The following is a 16,860-nucleotide window of genomic DNA, read 5'->3' on the forward strand; positions in this document are numbered from 1 at the left end:
ATCAGTCAAGGATTTGATGCCGTAAACATCGCTGGCGGCACAATGGCTTGGCTTGAGGCTGGATTGGCTGTTAATACCGGAGAACTTCCGTAGCGACTCAATCCTGAAGAGTTTGCAGTAAGGCCAAGTTCAGAGCCGGGACTAGGTCACTAGCCACCGACACATTGTCAGCGTCATCAAATGCGCGCTGGCGTATCGCATTTAAGTTTTCACCGTTTCGCATCACGAGTGCCAGGATGCGAATCTCTTTAGTATTTTCCCCAGACTCAGGAGCAAGTTCCTCGTCAGGTTGCATTGAAATTAAGCGCTCCACCGAAATGGCAGCGCCCCCAATTTCTGCCGGCCAACTTATCTTTGCTAGTGAATCAATTAAATTCTCGTTATCAAGTTGAATCTCTTGTTCTACAAACGAGTATGGAATTGTTGCATTTTCAGCAAGTAATTCTGGATGATCAAGGGCTAATGTGGAATTTTCAACAATCCCAAAGAGCCGAGCGGGTCGGTCCCATCCCGCTGCAGCCACGAATTCGTCGAGTTCTCGGATGGTTTGCGCTAGCACTGAATCATTGACCATGTAGTCAATTCTGACTTACCGATATTTCAGCAAACACATAGGCTAGGGGTGTGAGTAATCCCAGTGCCCCAAATGTCCGCCGTAGCCCGCTGGCTGTCCTAATTTCAGTCTTAATTTTCTCGTTTATCTTGCTCTCTATTGTTGCAAGTTTCTGGGCCGATTGGCAGTGGTATGTCTCCGTTGATCATTCTGCCGTCTTCCTGACTCAGTTGAAAATTCGATTCTTCCTTTTTGTAGTAGCTGCCATTCTGACTTCTGTAGTACTAGGTGCCAGCCTCCGCTTGGCTTATCGCAGCCGGCCCATTCTGATTCCGGTAACTCCGGAAGAAATCGCAATTGAACAGTATCGTGGCGGCCTAGAGCCTCTTCGCAAAGTGCTATTCAACCTCGCCCCTTTGGGTTTAGGCCTCCTAGTTGGAATCTCGTCGGCTAGCCAGTGGCGGACATTATTGGTGTGGCGGAACTCTTCGCCATTTGGCAAAAAAGATCCGCAGTTTGGAAAAGACATCTCATTCTTTATGTTTGATTTACCATTCTGGCGATTTTTTCTAGGCATACTTTTCACGGTCACAGTATTTGCGGCTATCGCTAACGTAATCGTGCATTACATTTACGGTGGCTTTAATCCACGAAACATCGGTCGCGTAAATAAAGCGACTAGGCAACAAGTTGTGTTCTTTCTTGGCATGATTGCATTGCTAAAAGGCTTTGCTTATCACTTAGATAAATTTGCACTTGCCACTAAATCTGACACGCTGATTACGGGCCTAAAGTACACAGATGTCCACGCGGTACTACCAGCTAAATCCATTCTGACCTACATTGCATTTGCCACCGCAATACTGTTCTTCATTTCGCTTTTTAGAACCGGATGGACCGTCCCATTCATTGCATTAGGAACAATGTTTGGCGCCTCACTTTTAATTGGCGGCTTGTATCCCGCATTTGTTCAGCAGGTGCAGGTTAAGCCAAGTGAGTTGGCGCGCGAGACTCCTTACATCCAACGAAATTTGGAATCCACGGTTAGTGCCTATGGGCTTGGAAAAGCACAAATCAAGGAATACAAAGCAATCGACAATGCTTCACGCGCATCTATCGGCAAGGATGCCTCAACCTTGGCAAATGTTCGCTTACTTGATCCAAGTATTGTTTCGCCAACTTTCCGAAATCTGCAGCAGATTCGTGGTTTCTACGCCTTCCCAGATTCCTTAGATATTGACCGCTATTCAATCGATGGCGTCAAACGTGGTGCAGTGCTTGCAGTTCGTGAAGTCAACCTTGATGGGGTGGCGGAAAACCAGCGCAATTGGTTCAACGACCACATGGTATTTACCCACGGCTACGGTCTAGTAGGCGCTTTCGAAAATAAGGTTGGCTCTGAAGGCGCACCAAGTTTCTTGGAAAGCGATATCCCACCACAGGGCGCATTGGATATTAAGCAGCCGCGAGTTTACTTCGGTGAACAATCTCCCGCGTATTCAATTGTGGGTGCGCCAAAGGGGGCGGACCCCAAAGAGTTGGATTACCCAGATGACCGCAGCGCTAACGGGCAGAAAAACAATACTTACGATGGCACGGGTGGAGTACCAGTTGGCAATCTGTTCCAGCGCCTGGTTTTCGCTCTGCACTATCAGGATGTAAATATTTTGCTCTCCAATCAGATTTCCAGCGAAAGTAAATTACTTTATGACCGCGATCCAGCAACTCGGGTTCGTAAAGTTGCGCCTTGGTTGACTCTGGACACCGATCCATATCCAGCCGTGGTCGATGGTCGGATTCAATGGATTGTAGATGGCTACACAACCTCAAATTCATATCCATATTCAGCTCGAGTCTCACTAAGGGATGCGACCGCTGACTCAGTAAATGCTCAGACTAACAGCTTTAATTCTCAAGACATCACTTACATTCGTAATTCAGTTAAAGCCACTGTCGATGCCTACGATGGCACAGTCAAGATTTACGCATGGGACAACACCGACCCATTGCTAAAAGTTTGGACGAGTGCTTTCCCTGGTGTTGTTCAATCCAAGTCGCAAATTCCTGCTGGCGTATTAGAACATGTCCGCTATCCCGAGGATATGTTCAAAGTGCAGCGCGATATTTTGGCCAAGTACCATGTCAAAGATCCGCAAGCTTTTTACTCGGGCCAGGATTTCTGGAATCTGCCAGACGACCCAACAAAGCCATCGATAAACCAAGCTCAGCCACCGTATTACTTGACGCTGAAAATGCCCGACCAAAAACAGGCAACATTCTCCCTGACTACAACATTTGCCCCGAATAAGCGCCAGACTTTGGCTGCTTTCATGGCGGTTAATTCCGAACCAGGTCCAGACTATGGCACCATTCGAGTGTTGCAGTTACCGCGTAACACAACCATCCCAGGTCCAACGCAGGTGCAGAACAACTTCGAATCCGATCCTGATGTCTCGGCGAAACTCTCGCTGTTACGTCAAGGTGGTTCAGATGTAGTGCTTGGTAATTTGCTCTCTCTTCCTGTTGGCGGGGGACTTCTGTATTTCGAACCGGTTTATGTTCGTGCCAGCCAAGGCGATGGCTACCCCTTGCTCCGAAAAGTTTTGGTCTCATTTGGTTCTAAAGTTGCATTTGAAGACGACTTGGCAACTGCGCTGGCGAAGGTGTTCTCAGGACAAACTACGACTGATCCAGGGACGAAACCAACTGGATCTGTAACTGCGCAACTTGCCGACGCCATCTCACGGGCCAACGCTGCTTACGAGCAAGGACAGAAAGCGTTAGCCAAAGGCGACTTCGCTGCCTATGGAGCTGCGCAAAAGCGACTCGAAACAGCATTAGCCACCATCACCGAACTGGGCAAAAAGGTCAGCAAGTAGCTAGCAATCGCAGCCAAGCGATTTGTAAGTATGCAAACCTTGTCGTATTCTTATGAAGCCGACGCGGGGTGGAGCAGCTCGGTAGCTCGCTGGGCTCATAACCCAGAGGTCACAGGTTCAAATCCTGTCCCCGCTACTAATAAGAAAAGACCCCTCCTTGGGGTCTTTTCTTATTATCTAAGTAAGGAAAGCCAGGATTTGAGGAGATGTGGTTTTCCAATGTTCTGGAAAACCACATTGGAGTCCTGTCCCCGCTACCCTTGCCACGGCGGCAGGACCACTTCTCACAAAAACTCCAATCCAGCCTTGGCACTTCTACAGCAATCCCAACAACTCTCAAATTCCCCCAAATTTGTTAACCTTCACTACCTAGACTCAAGGAGCACGTGATTCGGGGGAGCGACTATGAAGATTGAGATTGACTCACCAAGCGCTCGATTGTCTTTGGTTAAGTAACGTCAATGACTTGGACAGTACCCGCAGGAGGGCGAACTCGACACGGCTGGAATACGCCAGTTACTGCGCCTGGTCCGGCCAGTCGCGACATGCTGCGACGCATTAGGGAAATCCAACATAATCCACTGGACTTTTTATTTGAAACTTGGCAGCAATTTGGTGATGTTGTTCAGTTTCCAATTCCACGCCCAGCAACCTACCTCGTAAGTTCGCCACAGGGTGCTCGAGAAGTATTGGCGCAAAAGCACAAACTAATGAGCAAGCAGACAGTGCAGTACTCAACGCTTTCACTGGTAACCGGTGAAGGGTTATTAACAGCAGATACTGAAGTGTGGAAGACTTCACGCCGGCAGTTAGCTCCGGCATTTCACAAAGGCATGATTGATCTTGCAGTCAAGCCCGTATCGAATGCATTGATTCGCCTTGAAAAGACTTGGCAAGAACTAACAAGTGCTGGTCCTGCCATCATTGATGTCGATCAAACAATGATGAATCTGGCGTTGGAGATTACTGGTGCGACGCTTTTCGGTACCGACCTCACTACCGAAGTAGATCGAATAACTGGAGCAACGCTCAAAGCTCTGCATGGTGTAGTTCGCCGAGCACGCACCCCACTACCTTTACCTTTGGCAATCCCAACACCTCGTAACCTGGGTATGCGTAGCGCAATCAAGCAACTAGATGACGCGGTATCTAACATCATTGATCAACGCCTAGCTGATCCACTGGCCGCTGGACAACCAATCCGAGACATGCTTGACGTCCTGATGGATACCTCACTTGAACACCCACTAACTCGACAGCAGATTCGAGATGAAGTTGCCACATTTATTGTTGCGGGGCATGAAACTATTGCTAGTGCACTTACTTGGGCCTGGAATCTACTTGGAGCAAATCCAATTGAAGCACAGCGCCTTGCAGATGAACCGCAGCGCGCTGGGTTGGTATTCGACGAAGCTTTACGGCTCTACCCTCCGGCCTGGGTGATATCACGGCGCACTTTGAGTCCAGTTGAAGTTGATGGATTCCTGATTCCTACCGACTCTTTGGTAATAGTTAGCCCTTGGATTGTGCACCGCCATCCTGATGCGTGGCAGGATTACGAAAACTTCAAGCCTGATCGATTTATAAACGGACAACCGATGCTTGGCTACCTTCCATTTGGAACCGGTCCTCGCCTTTGTATTGGGCGAGACCTCGCGAAAATGCAAGGAGCACAAATTATGAGTCGCCTGGCTATCAATTGGAAACTCAGCCCAATTCATCAGCAGAAAATTCCGATTGAGGCCTCAGTGACGCTTCGCCCAGATGGCGGCTTGCCAATGCGCTTGAAGCGAGTAAAACATTAGTTACCAGAAATAGTTCGAAGTGCAACACTGTGTAACAGTGAGTTGGTAGTTACAGCACTCTTGTGTTGCAGCGGGTCACTTCCGTCAAGGGCAGTTACCGCGCCACCCGCCTCACGGACGATTGCAATAAATGCAGCCATATCCCAAACACTTAGTTCTGGTTCAATAGCGATGTCCACAACACCTTCGGCCACCATTACATGAGACCAGAAGTCTCCGTACGCTCGTGATCGCCAAGTAGCGCGCTGCAGATTACCCAGTGCCGATTCATAGCCGGTCCATCCGGTGGGGTCACTGTAGGACAGTGAGGCATCGCCAATGTTAGAAACATCAGAAACATGAATTGGACGCACCGACCCGTCAACATCTTTTGTGAATGCGCCACCGCCAAAGTTCGCCCACCAGCGACGGCCCAGTGCAGGGGCGGAAACTACGCCGAGTTTTAGTTCATCATCTTCAATCAGGGCTATTAGTGTGGCCCAAACTGGCACGCCTCGAACATAATTTTTAGTTCCGTCAATCGGATCAATAATCCATTTCCGTTTTGCATCTAGTCCAGTATCCTGATGCTCCTCACCAATTACGCCATCATCAGGATGTGTGCTGGCTAGCTCATCCCGAATAAAGGTCTCGACAGCTTGATCAGCTTCGGTAACAGGGGAGTTATCTGGTTTGGCATCAACCCTTAAATCCTGGGCTCGATAGCGATTCATGGTGATGATGTCAGCCTGGTCGGCTAACTTTAGAGCAAGAGTTAAATCAACATCCACAAAATAACCGTATCGGTTAGTTCCCGATTTCGGAATTTACATGTGCAGGAGTAACGATGGCACGGCAGTCTAGAAAATCTGCGGCACTTACAACTGCGGCCGTTGCTGCGGTAAAGCAAAGTGCCGATTATTTGCAAAAACACCCAGACGCCATCAAAAAAGTCCTAAAAGAGTTTCCGAAAAAATTGGATAGCACTTCGGACAAAATCTCGTTCGCTACTCAGGCAACGGCCATGTATTACGCCGTGCGCGACCCAAAAACCTCACTAAAAGTTAAGGCGCTGCTTGCAGCGGCCCTGGCTTATTTCATTTTGCCGCTGGATTTCATCCCAGATTGGCTAGTTGGCATTGGCTTCACTGACGATTTGGCAGTCATCTTGATGGTTTTGCGACAGTTATCCGGATCAATAACTGAAGAGCATTACGCCTCAGCTAGACGGCGCTTGCAACGCGAACAATAGTCGGCGCAGCGAACTTAATCTGGCAGCTCCGCCAGAACCAGCCTCGCCCTTGCTAACCCAGTCATCAAGCGCGCAATCTGGCGGTGCAATTCCGTCACTGTTCACATGAGTACATGCTCGTGGACATTCGTGAGCACCATCCACTAGTTCAGGAAAACTTTCAATAATGCGATCCGGGTCGACATGGGCCAAGCCAAACGAGCGCAAGCCTGGCGTATCAATTACCCAGCCGGTGTCTTCTGGCAAGGCTAGAGCCTGGGCTGATGTTGATGTGTGCTTACCGCGGCCTGTGATGTCGTTGACATCTCCGGTAGTGCGCATTGCAGTTGGTACTAAAGCATTGACCAGAGTTGACTTTCCGACGCCAGAGTGACCAACAAATACTGTCATGTGTCCCAGCAGAGCTTCACGGACTTGCTCAATCCCGGCTTTACTTGTTTGATCAACTGAAATGTACTTCAGGTCCATTCCGCTGTAGTTGCTAAGAAGTTCATCGGGTGATTTCAAATCAGTCTTAGTTAGTATCAGTATCGGCTCGAGCCCAGCTTCAAAAGCTGCAACTAATGTGCGGTCAATCAGACCCACTCGTGGCTCTGGATTGGTTGTTGCCGTCACAATTGCCAGCTGGTCAGCATTTGCCACAATCATTCGTTCAACTGGGTCAGTGTCATCAGCAGTTCGCATGAGTGCGGTTGACCGGTCAAGAACTTCAACTAACCGAGCAAGTGTGTCTGGTCGACCACTTAGGTCACCAACAAGTCGCACTTTGTCTCCAACTACAACTCCCTTTCGGCCAAGTTGTCTTGCTTTTACGGTTACGACCTCAGTCTGCTGTTCATGAGCAACTCCATCCGGGACAACGCAAGTAATCCGACCTCGAGCAACTGCAACAACCATGCCGACAACTGCATCTGAAAAGTCTGGGCGGTCCTTAGATCGACGACGGGAATTAGTTCGACTTGGCCGCCGACTAAAAGAGTCTTCGTCTATGTGGCTCACGCGTTCACCATGACATGCCACATCACATCAAAGTCTGGGAGCGTCTTGCCAGTAGTGGCAATGTCTTCAATTTGGAGATTGGGCACAGCCAACCCCAATACAGCGCCGGCCATCGCCATTCGATGATCATGGTAAGTTGCAAAACTTCCACCATGCAGTGGCTGCGGATTAATAATTAGACCATCAGCGGTTTCGGTCACTTCACCGCCTAAGCGGTTAATTTCGGTTGCTAATGCTGAAATGCGATCAGTCTCATGTCCGCGTAGATGCGCGATACCGGAAAGGTGCGATGGCCCCTGCGCTAGTGCACACAACGCAGCTATGACTGGGGTCAGTTCACCAACTTCATGTAAGTCGGCGGTCAAGCCGTGCAATTGGCCGCCAGTAAATGTCACATCATTCCCGGAACGAGTGACAGTTGCACCCATTTGCGTCAGCAACGAGCGAAGTGCGTCGCCAGCCTGTGTGGTGCGTAGTGGCCAGTCTGGAATTGTGACCGAGCCACCGCAGACAAGTGCAGCGGCCACAAATGGAGCAGCATTTGAGAGATCTGGTTCAACGGTGACATTGAAGGCATTCGGTATACCTGGATAAACTCGCCAAATCGCATGTCGCTCATCAATGATTTGGGTGGCAACTTGAATTCCCACGGAAGCCAAAACCTCTATGGTCATATCTATGTGCGGCATAGAAGGTAATACCCCGCCTTTATGCTCTACCTCTAGACCGCCATCGTAGCGGGAGCCAGCAAGCAACAAGGCGCTGACAAATTGTGAGGAAGCAGATGCGTCTAGGGTTACTTTTGATCCTGCGACATATCCCTTGCCATGTACCGTGAACGGCAGCGTGCCTCGAAGTTCATCGTCGACATCTACCTCCAGTGATTTCAGAGCTTCAATAATTCGGTGCATTGGGCGAGTTCGAGCGCCGGTATCCCCATCAAAGCGGACATCACCAGTTGCTAACGCAGCAACTGGTGGAACGAAGCGCATGACAGTTCCTGCCAGGCCACAATCAATCTCTGCGGGACCACAGAGCGTGCCTGGTGTAACCACATACGCATCGTCTGAATATTCAATTCCCACGCCCAAACTAGAAAGTGCAGCTGCCATCAGTCGAGTATCACGAGCAACCAGAGGGTGAGTTATGCGGCAAGTGCCAGCTGCCAATGAAGCTAAAACCAGCCAACGATTAGTCAATGATTTAGAGCCTGGAATTCGAACATGGGTCGAAAGTGGAGTATTGCGCATCGGCGCATTCCATAGATCAACCATGTGCTTAAGCCTAACGGCTGACAGACTAATACTCATGTGTGGAAGGTATGCCCTGAAAACTGATCCCAAAATTATTGCTTCGCAGTTTGGGGTCACTGAAGCAGCCATTTCTGGCACCTATCTTGGAATGTTAGGTGGCACCACTATTGCGGCTGAACAATTGACTGCACAAATGCTCATCCCAAGTTTCAACATCGCACCAACCCATCGTGTTCCGGCAGTTGTGCAGATTGATCAACAGCGCACATTAGCAACTTTCCAATGGGGCTTAATTCCTTCCTGGGCCAAAGATGCCAGTATCGGCGCTCGATTAATTAATGCTCGAGTGGAAACGATTTTGGAAAAGCCTTCGTTTCGCAACGCCGCACAGCGACAGCACTGCATTATCCCTGCTGATGGCTGGTTCGAATGGCAAACCATTGGTGCCAGAAAGAAAGTTCCACATTACTTCAGCAGAACTGACGGTAATGTTCTGGGCCTAGCAGGAATTTATGAATCATGGCAACAGCCAGGTGGCGAGAAAATTTGGTCATTTTCTTTGATAACTACCGAAGCCCGACACCCGTTCAGTGAAATTCACGATCGCATGCCGTTACTAGTCTCAACTCAAACCACCGAACTCTGGTTAACTGATGGACCGACGGCAATTGCTGAGCTGCTCGCTCACCAAGTGCCAATGGCGGAACTTACCGAGTGGGAAGTGAGTTCAGCTGTGGGACAGGTTAGAAATAACAACCCGAGTTTGGTTGAGCCAGTGAATCCAGAAGACGAAGTATTACCCTTATTTCGCTAGAAAACCTTTTCGATTCGCAGACCACTGACAGGGAATAAACATCTGAGGGATTGGGTTGAATCTCACATGGCTACCCCTTGCTTAGATTGCCCGCCCGAGCCAAGCGTTCAGTTGACTGCCTCACAAACAGAACTTTTGGATTTCTCTGGCAATCCGCAAACTGGTCTTGGCAGTCATCACGAAAAGGAAAAGCCAGGAGTAGGGTCGTTCTATATGAGCCCTAGCGATGCGAAAGACATTTCAGAAGAGACTGAAGGTCAGTCTAAATCCAAATTGTCACCCGAGCTCACTGCCCGATTTGAACAAGATGCGCTTCCTTTCTTAGATCAAATTTATGCCGGCGCATTGCGCATGACGCGCAATCCAAGTGATGCGCAGGATTTAGTTCAGGAAACTTTTATCAAAGCTTTTCGAGCCTTCGGTGGTTTTCAGGAAGGAACAAATCTCAAGGCTTGGCTTTATCGAATTCTGACTAACACCTACATCAACCAATATCGAAAAGCCCAGCGCGAGCCGCGTGTTAATCCAACTGACGAGATTCATGATTGGCAAATGGCCGATGCGGCTCGCCACAGTTCAGGTGGACTTCGGTCAGCCGAATCTGAAGCGCTGGACCTATTGCCTAACACGGTTATTGCTGATGCCTTTGCCCAAGTTCCAGATGATTTTCGAAATGCGGTTTACCTGGCCGATGTTGAAGGTTTTGCCTACAAAGAAATTGCGGAGATTATGGATGTCCCAGTTGGCACAGTGATGTCTCGGTTGCATCGTGGCCGAAAGGCATTACGCGAGTTGCTTTCCGACTATGCTCGAGAAAACGGCTACTTGAAAGAAGATGCTTCATGAGCGAGCAGGTTAATCGCTCTGGCGAGTGTCAAGAAATTTACCAATCGCTAGTTTTGTTTATCGATCGGGAAAATTGCGAAGGTGCCGAAGTGAGGATTCAAGCCCACTTGCAAACCTGTGACTCCTGTTGCTCAGAGCGCGATTCTCTGGAGTTAGTGAAGCAATTAATCGCCAGATCCTGCTGCCCTGAGCCAGCGCCTAGTGAGTTTCGGGTAAAGATTAGCCAATTAATTGCTCAAATCGAGATAGAAGCGACCGAGGGTTCGTAACACCTAGATTCCTGCTCTATCCTTAAGATTAGACATTTCTAGCAAGGAGCCCTCATGAGCAAGCGTGGTCGTAAGAAGCGTGATCGCAAGAAGAACAAAGCAAATCACGGTCGTCGTCCCAATTCCTAATTTGCCATAGCAAGTTACGCTGATTGAGTGAACGTCACAAGCACGGAATTACCCGGTATCGCAGCTGAGCGTACCGATCTTTCGACTGCTGAAGTCGAGCATCTACAGTTGCTCTTGAGTGACTGGACCATGATTGCCGACTTGGCATTTGCCGACCTGATCTTGTGGCTGCCCACATGGAACGAAGCGGGATTTATTGCCGCAGGTCAAATCCGCCCAGCAACTGCTCGAACTCACATTCCAAAAGATGTTACGGGCAATTTCGTGCCACGTGGACGACACATCGAACTTGATCGAGCATTTCTCACCGGTGAAATCTGGACCGGCGAACCAGTAAGCCAGCACCAAATAACGCAAGCAATTCCCATTTCATTCCTCGGTCGCACAATTGCTGTGCTTGGAAGGTATTCAAGTTCATCCGAAGCGGGACGACTCGAATCAGTTTATGATCGCATCGCGCAAATAATTTTTGAGATGCTCAGCAAAGGTGTTTTCCCGCGAGTTACGCACAATGACCAAGGCACTGGTGGTCGTGGTGGAGCGCCTCGAGTAGGTGATGGGCTCGTCTTGCTAGACAAATCTGGAATCATAGAGTTTGCTAGCCCAAATGCAACTTCAGCATTTCGCCGTCTGGGTGTTGCAATTGATGTCGAAGGTCAAGTCCTGGCTGACCTAGTTGCCCAATTGAACAAGCAAGGCGTGCCAATCAATGACACCTTAAGTCTGGTTGCCCGTGGTCGGATTCAGGCAACTGCCGAACTTGAGGGCTCCCACTCATCCGCAACCTTGCGATCAATTCCATTAGTTTCTAGTCAGCAGGATTCAGAGACACTCAATTCAGCTGGAACTCTGGTGCTGATCCGAGATGTCACCGATTTACGTCGCCGCGAGCAGGCGCTACTTGGTAAAGATGCTGCAATTCGCGAAATTCATCACCGCGTAAAAAATAATCTACAAACAGTGGCTTCATTATTGCGCCTGCAAGGTCGGCGTTTAACCGATAGTTCTGCCCAACTTGAATTAGCTGAAGCCGGGCGGCGGATTGCTACTATCGCGGTGGTGCACGATCTCTTGGCGCATAACCCGGGCGAAACGGTTGACTTTGATGAAGTGGTTGGTCGGGTCATCCCATTAAGTATTGAGACTGCCGCTACGAATGAAGTAAAAACAGATTTTGTTGGCTCTTTTGGAATATTACCGAGCGATACTGCAACCACATTAGCTTTAGTAATTACTGAACTGGTAGCAAATTCAGTTGAACATGCGTTAGCGGGAAGGAACCAAGTAGCAATCACCATCACCGCCGAGCGTGATCAAGATCAGGTTCAGGTTGCGATTTCAGATGATGGCCCAGGGATCCCAATTCCGCTTAGTGATAATCAAGGACTTGGACTGGCCATTGTGACCACATTGGTCGCCGACGAACTTGGTGGCTCTATTGATTTTCAACACTTAAGTCCCGGGTCTAGTATGCCTGGCACTAGGGTTGTAGTTTCGCTACCGATTAATCGGTGATTGGCGTTTGTTAGAGTGCAGAAACGTCTGATTCAAAGACATGCGGGGCTGGCTCCAGGCCACGAGCACGAGCGCGTTGCGCGCGTCGTTTAATTGCCCGGCGCTCATCTTCACTGGTTCCACCCCAAACTCCCGAGTCTTGGCCAGTCTCTAGGGCCCACTTCAGACATGGTTCAATGACTGGACAACGGCGACATACGGCCTTTGCTTCCTCAATTTGCAGCAGAGCAGGACCAGTATTTCCAATGGGAAAGAACAACTCGGGATCCTCTTCGCGACAGACTGCCTCATGGCGCCAGTCCACTAGAACCTCCCAAGCCTTGAAAAATCAGGGTTTTTCCGGCCGGAGGCCCGAAATTCCTACGGTTTTGTGCCTAATTTTTTGGTGGCACCCCTCTATCATCGCCGAGATTCTGAGCAGTCGCAATAGGTAAGCCAATATTGGGCAAAAGTTTTTCACTTTTTGCTTAAATCCCAACTGAAATTTCCCGATCGAATCTCGGTACCCTTTAGTCATGCGAAAACTTGCAGTTGGCTGTGGATATTTAGAATCGTTGGCGTTAGTTGTTTTCGGCATCTCAGTTTTACTAAAGGAGTCCACACAAACCGGAGTGCGCGGAAGTGGTCCGCATCCGGCCATCTTGTTTGTTATGTATTTGATCTTCGCATTCGGTGTTACTGCGGTAACTAATGGAATCGCAAAGCGATCAAGTTGGGCGAAAACGCCATTTGGCTTGATCCAAGTATTTGCCTTATTGGTGTTTGCCTATTTGCCACTAAGTGGCACGGGTACTCTTGCTCGGCTCAGTGGTGGCGCTGTTGCTTTTGTCGCAGGAGCTGCCCTAGTTTCACTCTGGAAGATTAGGGCCGAAAATTAATCCTGCAGACTTGTGCGCAGTTTTGTTAATGTTTGAGCCAAAATTCTTGAGACATGCATTTGAGAAATACCTAGTGTTCGCGCGATTTCGGTCTGACTCTTGTTTTCAAAGAATCGCATAATTAAGATATCTTTTTCCCGCTCTGGCAAGGCAAGTAGCAGCGGCTTGAGCGATTCGCGGTATTCAACCCCTTCGAGCGCTTCGTCAATCGTGCCGAATCGAGACCCCAAACTCGGAGCATCCGGATCAACAGTGGCATCAAGACTTACCGTTGAGTGAGCCGAGTTTGCATTTATTGCCTCAACTACTTCATCAAGATCAACTTTGAGCGCAGTTGCAATTTCCTGCAGCGTTGGCGAGCGATCTAATTTTTGGGTTAGTTCGGTTGCTGTCTTTGAAACTGCCGCACCAAGCTCCTGGAGGCGCCTTGGCACCCGTACCGCCCAAGTTTTATCCCTGAAGTGTCGTTTAATCTCGCCGACAATCGTAGGCATGGCAAAGGTGGAAAATTCAAACCCTTTATCCGGTTCAAAGCGATCAATTGCTTTAATCAAGCCAATTGTTCCGACCTGAATTAAATCGTCTAGCGGCTCGCCACGATTTGCAAACTTACGAGCTACGTGACTAACTAAGGCCAAATGGTCTGAGATTAATTCGGTACGAATTGCCAGCCGTCTGGGATCGCCATCGGCAAGGCGAGAAAACTCGGCGAACAGCTCATGATCGTGCTCTCGAGTGTTTGCAGAACTAGGCACTAGCCACCACTAGTGAACTCAGAGTTATGGTGATAGCACCGTCTGGGCTGATTTCTGCAGTTGAGCCGGGCAGGGAAGCGTTCAAGATATCCCAGCCCCATTTGCACACAACTTTGTCCATGTAATCAGCGGCGCTGCCAGTTGGCCCTGAAATTTTGACAGTCAAACTTGCTGTCTCAATGCTGAAAGTTATCTGGACTTCGCCTTGGTCGGGCTGGTGGTTGATGACCAATGAAAATGCTTCAACAATTCCCTCGTGCCAATTTTCAACTGCATCAAAAGCGAGTTCGGTCAACCCAATTACTGAGGTTGTCGTGCTCTTTACAACTCCGATAAATTCCGGCCGAGCAGGAACCCGAAGATTGATATTCGCCACTGAACCGCTTATGCCTTCTTGGTCTGCGCAAAGATTGCAGCAATTTCGTCAATCTTGCTGATTAATTCATCAGCTACCGAGACATCAACTGTTCCTTTGGTTCCAGCAGCGCCAGCCAATTTAGTTGCATCGTTGAATAGTTGATGTAGTTGCGGATACTTCTCAAAATGTGGTGCTTTGAAGTAATCGGTCCAGAGCACCCAGAGATGTTCTTTTACGATGTGTGAGCGCTCTTCTTTGATTGAGATGGCACGCGCTTTGAAATTGGAATCCTCTGAAGCATGGTATTTCTCCATACATGCCTTCACCGACAAAGCCTCAATTCGGGCCTGAGCCGGATCATAAACACCGCAAGGCAAATCGCAGTGCGCGTGCACGATGATGGTTGGGGCAAAGAAGCGCATAGTGTTCCTCCAGGATTGGGTTGTCTTATTTGAGAGTTTACCTAATGTTCTCAATTGCGGTACATCCGAGTAACTTGCAATTGGATACAATAGGAATGTTACGAGAGATAGTCTTCAATAACTGTGCTGTTAGGGAACTGACTAAATAGATGTTTGGAAAAGCTGTAGTTCGAGGGTTGTCGATGGCGCCCAATCTGGGTTATGGGGACGAATTACTGATTCGCTACACCGAAAATGTTGCGGTTGGCGATGTAATTGTATTTCGCCGTGAGGGTCAAAAGGATGTTAAGCGCATTGAGTCAATAACCGATGAAGGAATCTATGTCTTGGGCGATAATGCGATGGCTTCACTTGACTCACGAACTTATGGCCGAATTAGTCCTGATCGCGTAATTGGCAAGGCGATATTGCGGTTGAAGCCAAAACTTGGTCGGATAACAAATAAGAAATTTGATGCTTCGCCTTAGTTAACAACCGATTATCCGGCCCAAATACCCGCTTTATTGATCTAGAAGGCATTATTTTCCCTGGTTTTACAGGAAATTGGTTAAATCAGAAAATTTTTTCACCCGTTTGTAGCGTGTTTGTCACGATTTTCCCCATTTTTCGTCACTAGCGTTTTCTTATGGCTACTAATACACCTATACAGAGCACTTCAGCATTGGACCGTTGGTTCCATATTTCTGAACGTGGCTCTAATCTCGCAACAGAAATCCGTGGCGGATTGGTCACTTTCGTGACCATGGCCTACATCGTGGTATTGAACCCACTGATTATTGGCACCGCGACGGATGAAAATAATGAACTGATTTCAGGACTTGCTAAGTTCACAAAGTTTGTGGCGCAGGGAAGTCCTGAAAACATAGTTAACCAAGACAATGTAAACAAGACAATTGTTCTAGTTGCTTCAGCGACCGCCTTACTGGCAGGCGTTATGAGCATCCTGATGGGCTTAGTTGGCAGATTCCCAGTCGCTCTTGCAGCTGGCTTAGGTCTAAACAGTTTCTTGGCTTTTACCATCGCTCCAAAAATGACGTGGCCCGAGGCACTTGGTCTAATGATCATTGGCGGCCTGCTGATGTTTGTTCTTGTGCTCACCGGCTTCCGACTTGCGGTATTCCGAGCAGTACCTGAGGCGTTGAAGTACTCAATCGGTGCCGGAATTGGGCTTTTCATAGCTCTAATCGGATTGACTGATGCGGGAATTGTGCGCAATGGCGTTCCGCTAATCACCTTCGCAGTGAAGGGCCAACTTGCTGGTTGGCCTATCTTCACTTTCATCTTTGGACTGCTGCTGATCATAGCGCTTGTGGCGCTTCGAGTCCGTGGTGGAATCCTGATTGGACTGTTGGTAACCACGGTCTTGGCAGTCGCCATCCAAGCTATGTTAATGGTTGATGATCCAGAAAAAATAAACAAGGATACGTACTGGAGACTGAATGTCCCATCTCTGCCGAAGGTAAATGATGTGGTCGATTTCACAAATCCATTACAACTGTGGCACATCAATCTAACAGGCGGTTTTCAAGCTGTCGGTGCACTAACTGCAATAATTTTCATTTTCTCTCTACTTCTGAGCGACTTCTTCGACAGCATCGGAACCGTAACTGGTCTGGCTGCTGAAGCGGACTTGCTAGAAGAAGATGGCGAAATTGAGCACATCCGCGAGATTCTTGTAGTTGACTCAGTTGCCGTTATGGCGGGTGCAGCAGCAGGCACATCCTCAAATACCGCATACATTGAATCAGCTTCAGGTGTTGGCGACGGTGCCCGTACAGGTATCGCAAGCATCGTGACGGGCGTAATGTTCTTGTTGGCTCTATTCCTAGCGCCACTAACCAAGATCGTCCCTTACGAAGCTGCTACTCCAGCACTCGTAGTTGTTGGGTTCTTGATGTTCACCCAGATCCGCAAGATTCCAATGGATGACTACGCATTAGCAATTCCATGCTTCTTGACCATCGTGCTAATGCCGTTCACTTACTCCATCACCAATGGTGTTGGTGCCGGCTTGGTTAGCTTTGTGTTGATTAAAGTTTGTCAGCGTAAGTTCAATGAAATCTCCGTAATCATGTGGATTATTTCATTGGCCTTCGTGCTGTACTTTGCTATCAATCCAATCAGCCAACTGATTAACTAAGCTCTTCAGTTAAT

At 48.7% G+C, this 16,860-nt stretch carries 20 protein-coding genes and 1 tRNA gene; 13 read left to right on the forward strand and 8 right to left on the reverse strand.

The features are described 5' to 3' along the window. A partial coding sequence (locus EBS36_05260; protein ID NBU32559.1) for a rhodanese-like domain-containing protein occupies positions 1-93 on the forward strand: 93 nt, incomplete at its 5' end. 4 nt (positions 94-97) lie between these two features. Here the strand turns inward: EBS36_05260 and EBS36_05265 are convergent. After that, complete coding sequence (locus tag EBS36_05265) at positions 98-574, reverse strand: hypothetical protein (GenBank protein NBU32560.1); 477 nt, start codon at positions 572-574, stop codon at positions 98-100. A 50-nt stretch (positions 575-624) separates the two neighbouring features. On the opposite strand from EBS36_05265, the gene EBS36_05270 reads away from it, so the two are divergent. From EBS36_05270 to EBS36_05280, 3 genes are all read left to right on the forward strand, one after another. Then, entirely contained in the window at positions 625-3,432 is a 2,808-nt protein-coding gene (locus EBS36_05270; GenBank protein NBU32561.1) for a UPF0182 family protein, read from the forward strand. Between the two features lie 62 nt (positions 3,433-3,494). Beyond that, positions 3,495-3,571: transfer RNA gene (locus EBS36_05275), tRNA-Met, on the forward strand. Between the two features lie 322 nt (positions 3,572-3,893). Continuing rightward, the gene (locus EBS36_05280) at positions 3,894-5,237 is read left to right on the forward strand and encodes a cytochrome P450 (GenBank protein ID NBU32562.1); all 1,344 of its coding nucleotides are present in this window, start codon (positions 3,894-3,896) and stop codon (positions 5,235-5,237) included. Here EBS36_05280 and EBS36_05285 read toward each other — a convergent pair. Continuing rightward, positions 5,234-5,950, reverse strand: coding sequence for a histidinol-phosphatase (locus EBS36_05285; protein ID NBU32563.1), 717 nt, complete (start codon positions 5,948-5,950; stop codon positions 5,234-5,236). The genes EBS36_05280 and EBS36_05285 overlap by 4 nt on opposite strands. Before the next feature lie 113 nt (positions 5,951-6,063). Here EBS36_05285 and EBS36_05290 point away from each other — a divergent pair, with 113 nt between their 5' ends. Then, positions 6,064-6,468 carry a DUF1232 domain-containing protein gene (locus EBS36_05290; GenBank protein NBU32564.1) on the forward strand — a complete coding sequence of 135 codons (405 nt, stop codon included), beginning with the start codon at positions 6,064-6,066 and terminating at the stop codon, positions 6,466-6,468. Here the strand turns inward: EBS36_05290 and rsgA are convergent. Both rsgA and aroA read right to left on the reverse strand, forming a co-directional pair. Then, positions 6,436-7,365 (reverse strand): ribosome small subunit-dependent GTPase A, encoded by a 930-nt coding sequence (rsgA, locus tag EBS36_05295; GenBank protein ID NBU32565.1) that lies wholly within the window; start codon positions 7,363-7,365, stop codon positions 6,436-6,438. The genes EBS36_05290 and rsgA overlap by 33 nt on opposite strands. 98 nt (positions 7,366-7,463) lie before the next feature. Next, positions 7,464-8,741, reverse strand: a complete 1,278-nt coding sequence (aroA, locus tag EBS36_05300; protein NBU32566.1) for a 3-phosphoshikimate 1-carboxyvinyltransferase — start codon at positions 8,739-8,741, stop codon at positions 7,464-7,466. On the opposite strand from aroA, the gene EBS36_05305 reads away from it, so the two are divergent. From EBS36_05305 to EBS36_05325, 5 genes are all read left to right on the forward strand, one after another. After that, entirely contained in the window at positions 8,740-9,534 is a 795-nt protein-coding gene (locus tag EBS36_05305; GenBank protein NBU32567.1) for an SOS response-associated peptidase, read from the forward strand. The two genes, aroA and EBS36_05305, sit on opposite strands and share 2 nt — an antisense overlap. A gap of 213 nt (positions 9,535-9,747) precedes the next feature. After that, positions 9,748-10,380, forward strand: coding sequence for a sigma-70 family RNA polymerase sigma factor (locus EBS36_05310; protein NBU32568.1), 633 nt, complete (start codon positions 9,748-9,750; stop codon positions 10,378-10,380). Then, a complete protein-coding gene (locus EBS36_05315) occupies positions 10,377-10,649 on the forward strand; it encodes a mycothiol system anti-sigma-R factor (GenBank protein ID NBU32569.1) in 273 nt (90 codons plus the stop codon). Before EBS36_05310 ends, EBS36_05315 begins: the two co-directional genes overlap by 4 nt. 54 nt (positions 10,650-10,703) lie before the next feature. Continuing rightward, positions 10,704-10,778, forward strand: coding sequence for a hypothetical protein (locus EBS36_05320; protein ID NBU32570.1), 75 nt, complete (start codon positions 10,704-10,706; stop codon positions 10,776-10,778). 27 nt (positions 10,779-10,805) lie between these two features. Continuing rightward, positions 10,806-12,293, forward strand: coding sequence for an ATPase (locus EBS36_05325; protein ID NBU32571.1), 1,488 nt, complete (start codon positions 10,806-10,808; stop codon positions 12,291-12,293). Positions 12,294-12,303: 10 nt separating this feature from the next. Here the strand turns inward: EBS36_05325 and EBS36_05330 are convergent, their stop codons facing one another. Further along, a complete protein-coding gene (locus EBS36_05330) occupies positions 12,304-12,597 on the reverse strand; it encodes a WhiB family transcriptional regulator (protein ID NBU32572.1) in 294 nt (97 codons plus the stop codon). Between the two features lie 211 nt (positions 12,598-12,808). Between EBS36_05330 and EBS36_05335 the strand changes: the two genes are divergently transcribed. Continuing rightward, entirely contained in the window at positions 12,809-13,171 is a 363-nt protein-coding gene (locus EBS36_05335; GenBank protein ID NBU32573.1) for a hypothetical protein, read from the forward strand. Here the strand turns inward: EBS36_05335 and EBS36_05340 are convergent. Genes EBS36_05340 through sodN form a run of 3 tightly spaced genes read right to left on the reverse strand, consistent with a single transcriptional unit; the run spans position 13,168 to position 14,706 of the window. Continuing rightward, the gene (locus EBS36_05340) at positions 13,168-13,926 is read right to left on the reverse strand and encodes an RNA polymerase sigma factor SigF (GenBank protein ID NBU32574.1); all 759 of its coding nucleotides are present in this window, start codon (positions 13,924-13,926) and stop codon (positions 13,168-13,170) included. The two genes, EBS36_05335 and EBS36_05340, sit on opposite strands and share 4 nt — an antisense overlap. Continuing rightward, positions 13,919-14,302: a hypothetical protein gene (locus tag EBS36_05345; protein NBU32575.1), complete on the reverse strand. Its 384-nt coding sequence runs from the start codon at positions 14,300-14,302 to the stop codon at positions 13,919-13,921. The genes EBS36_05340 and EBS36_05345 overlap by 8 nt, the downstream gene beginning before the upstream one ends. A gap of 8 nt (positions 14,303-14,310) precedes the next feature. Next, positions 14,311-14,706, reverse strand: a complete 396-nt coding sequence (gene sodN, locus EBS36_05350; GenBank protein ID NBU32576.1) for a superoxide dismutase, Ni — start codon at positions 14,704-14,706, stop codon at positions 14,311-14,313. A gap of 149 nt (positions 14,707-14,855) precedes the next feature. On the opposite strand from sodN, the gene EBS36_05355 reads away from it, so the two are divergent. Next, positions 14,856-15,173 (forward strand): S26 family signal peptidase, encoded by a 318-nt coding sequence (locus EBS36_05355; protein ID NBU32577.1) that lies wholly within the window; start codon positions 14,856-14,858, stop codon positions 15,171-15,173. Positions 15,174-15,331: 158 nt separating this feature from the next. Further along, entirely contained in the window at positions 15,332-16,846 is a 1,515-nt protein-coding gene (locus EBS36_05360; GenBank protein ID NBU32578.1) for an NCS2 family permease, read from the forward strand. Positions 16,847-16,860 lie beyond the last annotated feature (14 nt).

It is taken from the genome of Actinomycetota bacterium, from assembly GCA_009923495.1.
GTDB lineage: Bacteria > Actinomycetota > Actinomycetes > S36-B12 > UBA5976 > UBA5976.

What these genes read in the sequence shown, in the direction of transcription:
- EBS36_05265 (NBU32560.1), bottom strand. Translation starts at nt 574, where the DNA reads ATGGTCAATGATTCAGTGCTAGCGCAAACCATCCGAGAACTCGACGAA.
- EBS36_05290 (NBU32564.1), top strand. Translation starts at nt 6,064, where the DNA reads ATGGCACGGCAGTCTAGAAAATCTGCGGCACTTACAACTGCGGCCGTT.
- EBS36_05285 (NBU32563.1), bottom strand. Translation starts at nt 5,950, where the DNA reads ATGAATCGCTATCGAGCCCAGGATTTAAGGGTTGATGCCAAACCAGAT.
- aroA (NBU32566.1), bottom strand. Translation starts at nt 8,741, where the DNA reads ATGGTTGATCTATGGAATGCGCCGATGCGCAATACTCCACTTTCGACC.
- EBS36_05355 (NBU32577.1), top strand. Translation starts at nt 14,856, where the DNA reads ATGTTTGGAAAAGCTGTAGTTCGAGGGTTGTCGATGGCGCCCAATCTG.
- EBS36_05280 (NBU32562.1), top strand. Translation starts at nt 3,894, where the DNA reads ATGACTTGGACAGTACCCGCAGGAGGGCGAACTCGACACGGCTGGAAT.
- sodN (NBU32576.1), bottom strand. Translation starts at nt 14,706, where the DNA reads ATGCGCTTCTTTGCCCCAACCATCATCGTGCACGCGCACTGCGATTTG.
- EBS36_05305 (NBU32567.1), top strand. Translation starts at nt 8,740, where the DNA reads ATGTGCTTAAGCCTAACGGCTGACAGACTAATACTCATGTGTGGAAGG.
- rsgA (NBU32565.1), bottom strand. Translation starts at nt 7,365, where the DNA reads ATGGTTGTTGCAGTTGCTCGAGGTCGGATTACTTGCGTTGTCCCGGAT.
- EBS36_05315 (NBU32569.1), top strand. Translation starts at nt 10,377, where the DNA reads ATGAGCGAGCAGGTTAATCGCTCTGGCGAGTGTCAAGAAATTTACCAA.
- EBS36_05335 (NBU32573.1), top strand. Translation starts at nt 12,809, where the DNA reads ATGCGAAAACTTGCAGTTGGCTGTGGATATTTAGAATCGTTGGCGTTA.
- EBS36_05310 (NBU32568.1), top strand. Translation starts at nt 9,748, where the DNA reads ATGAGCCCTAGCGATGCGAAAGACATTTCAGAAGAGACTGAAGGTCAG.
- EBS36_05360 (NBU32578.1), top strand. Translation starts at nt 15,332, where the DNA reads ATGGCTACTAATACACCTATACAGAGCACTTCAGCATTGGACCGTTGG.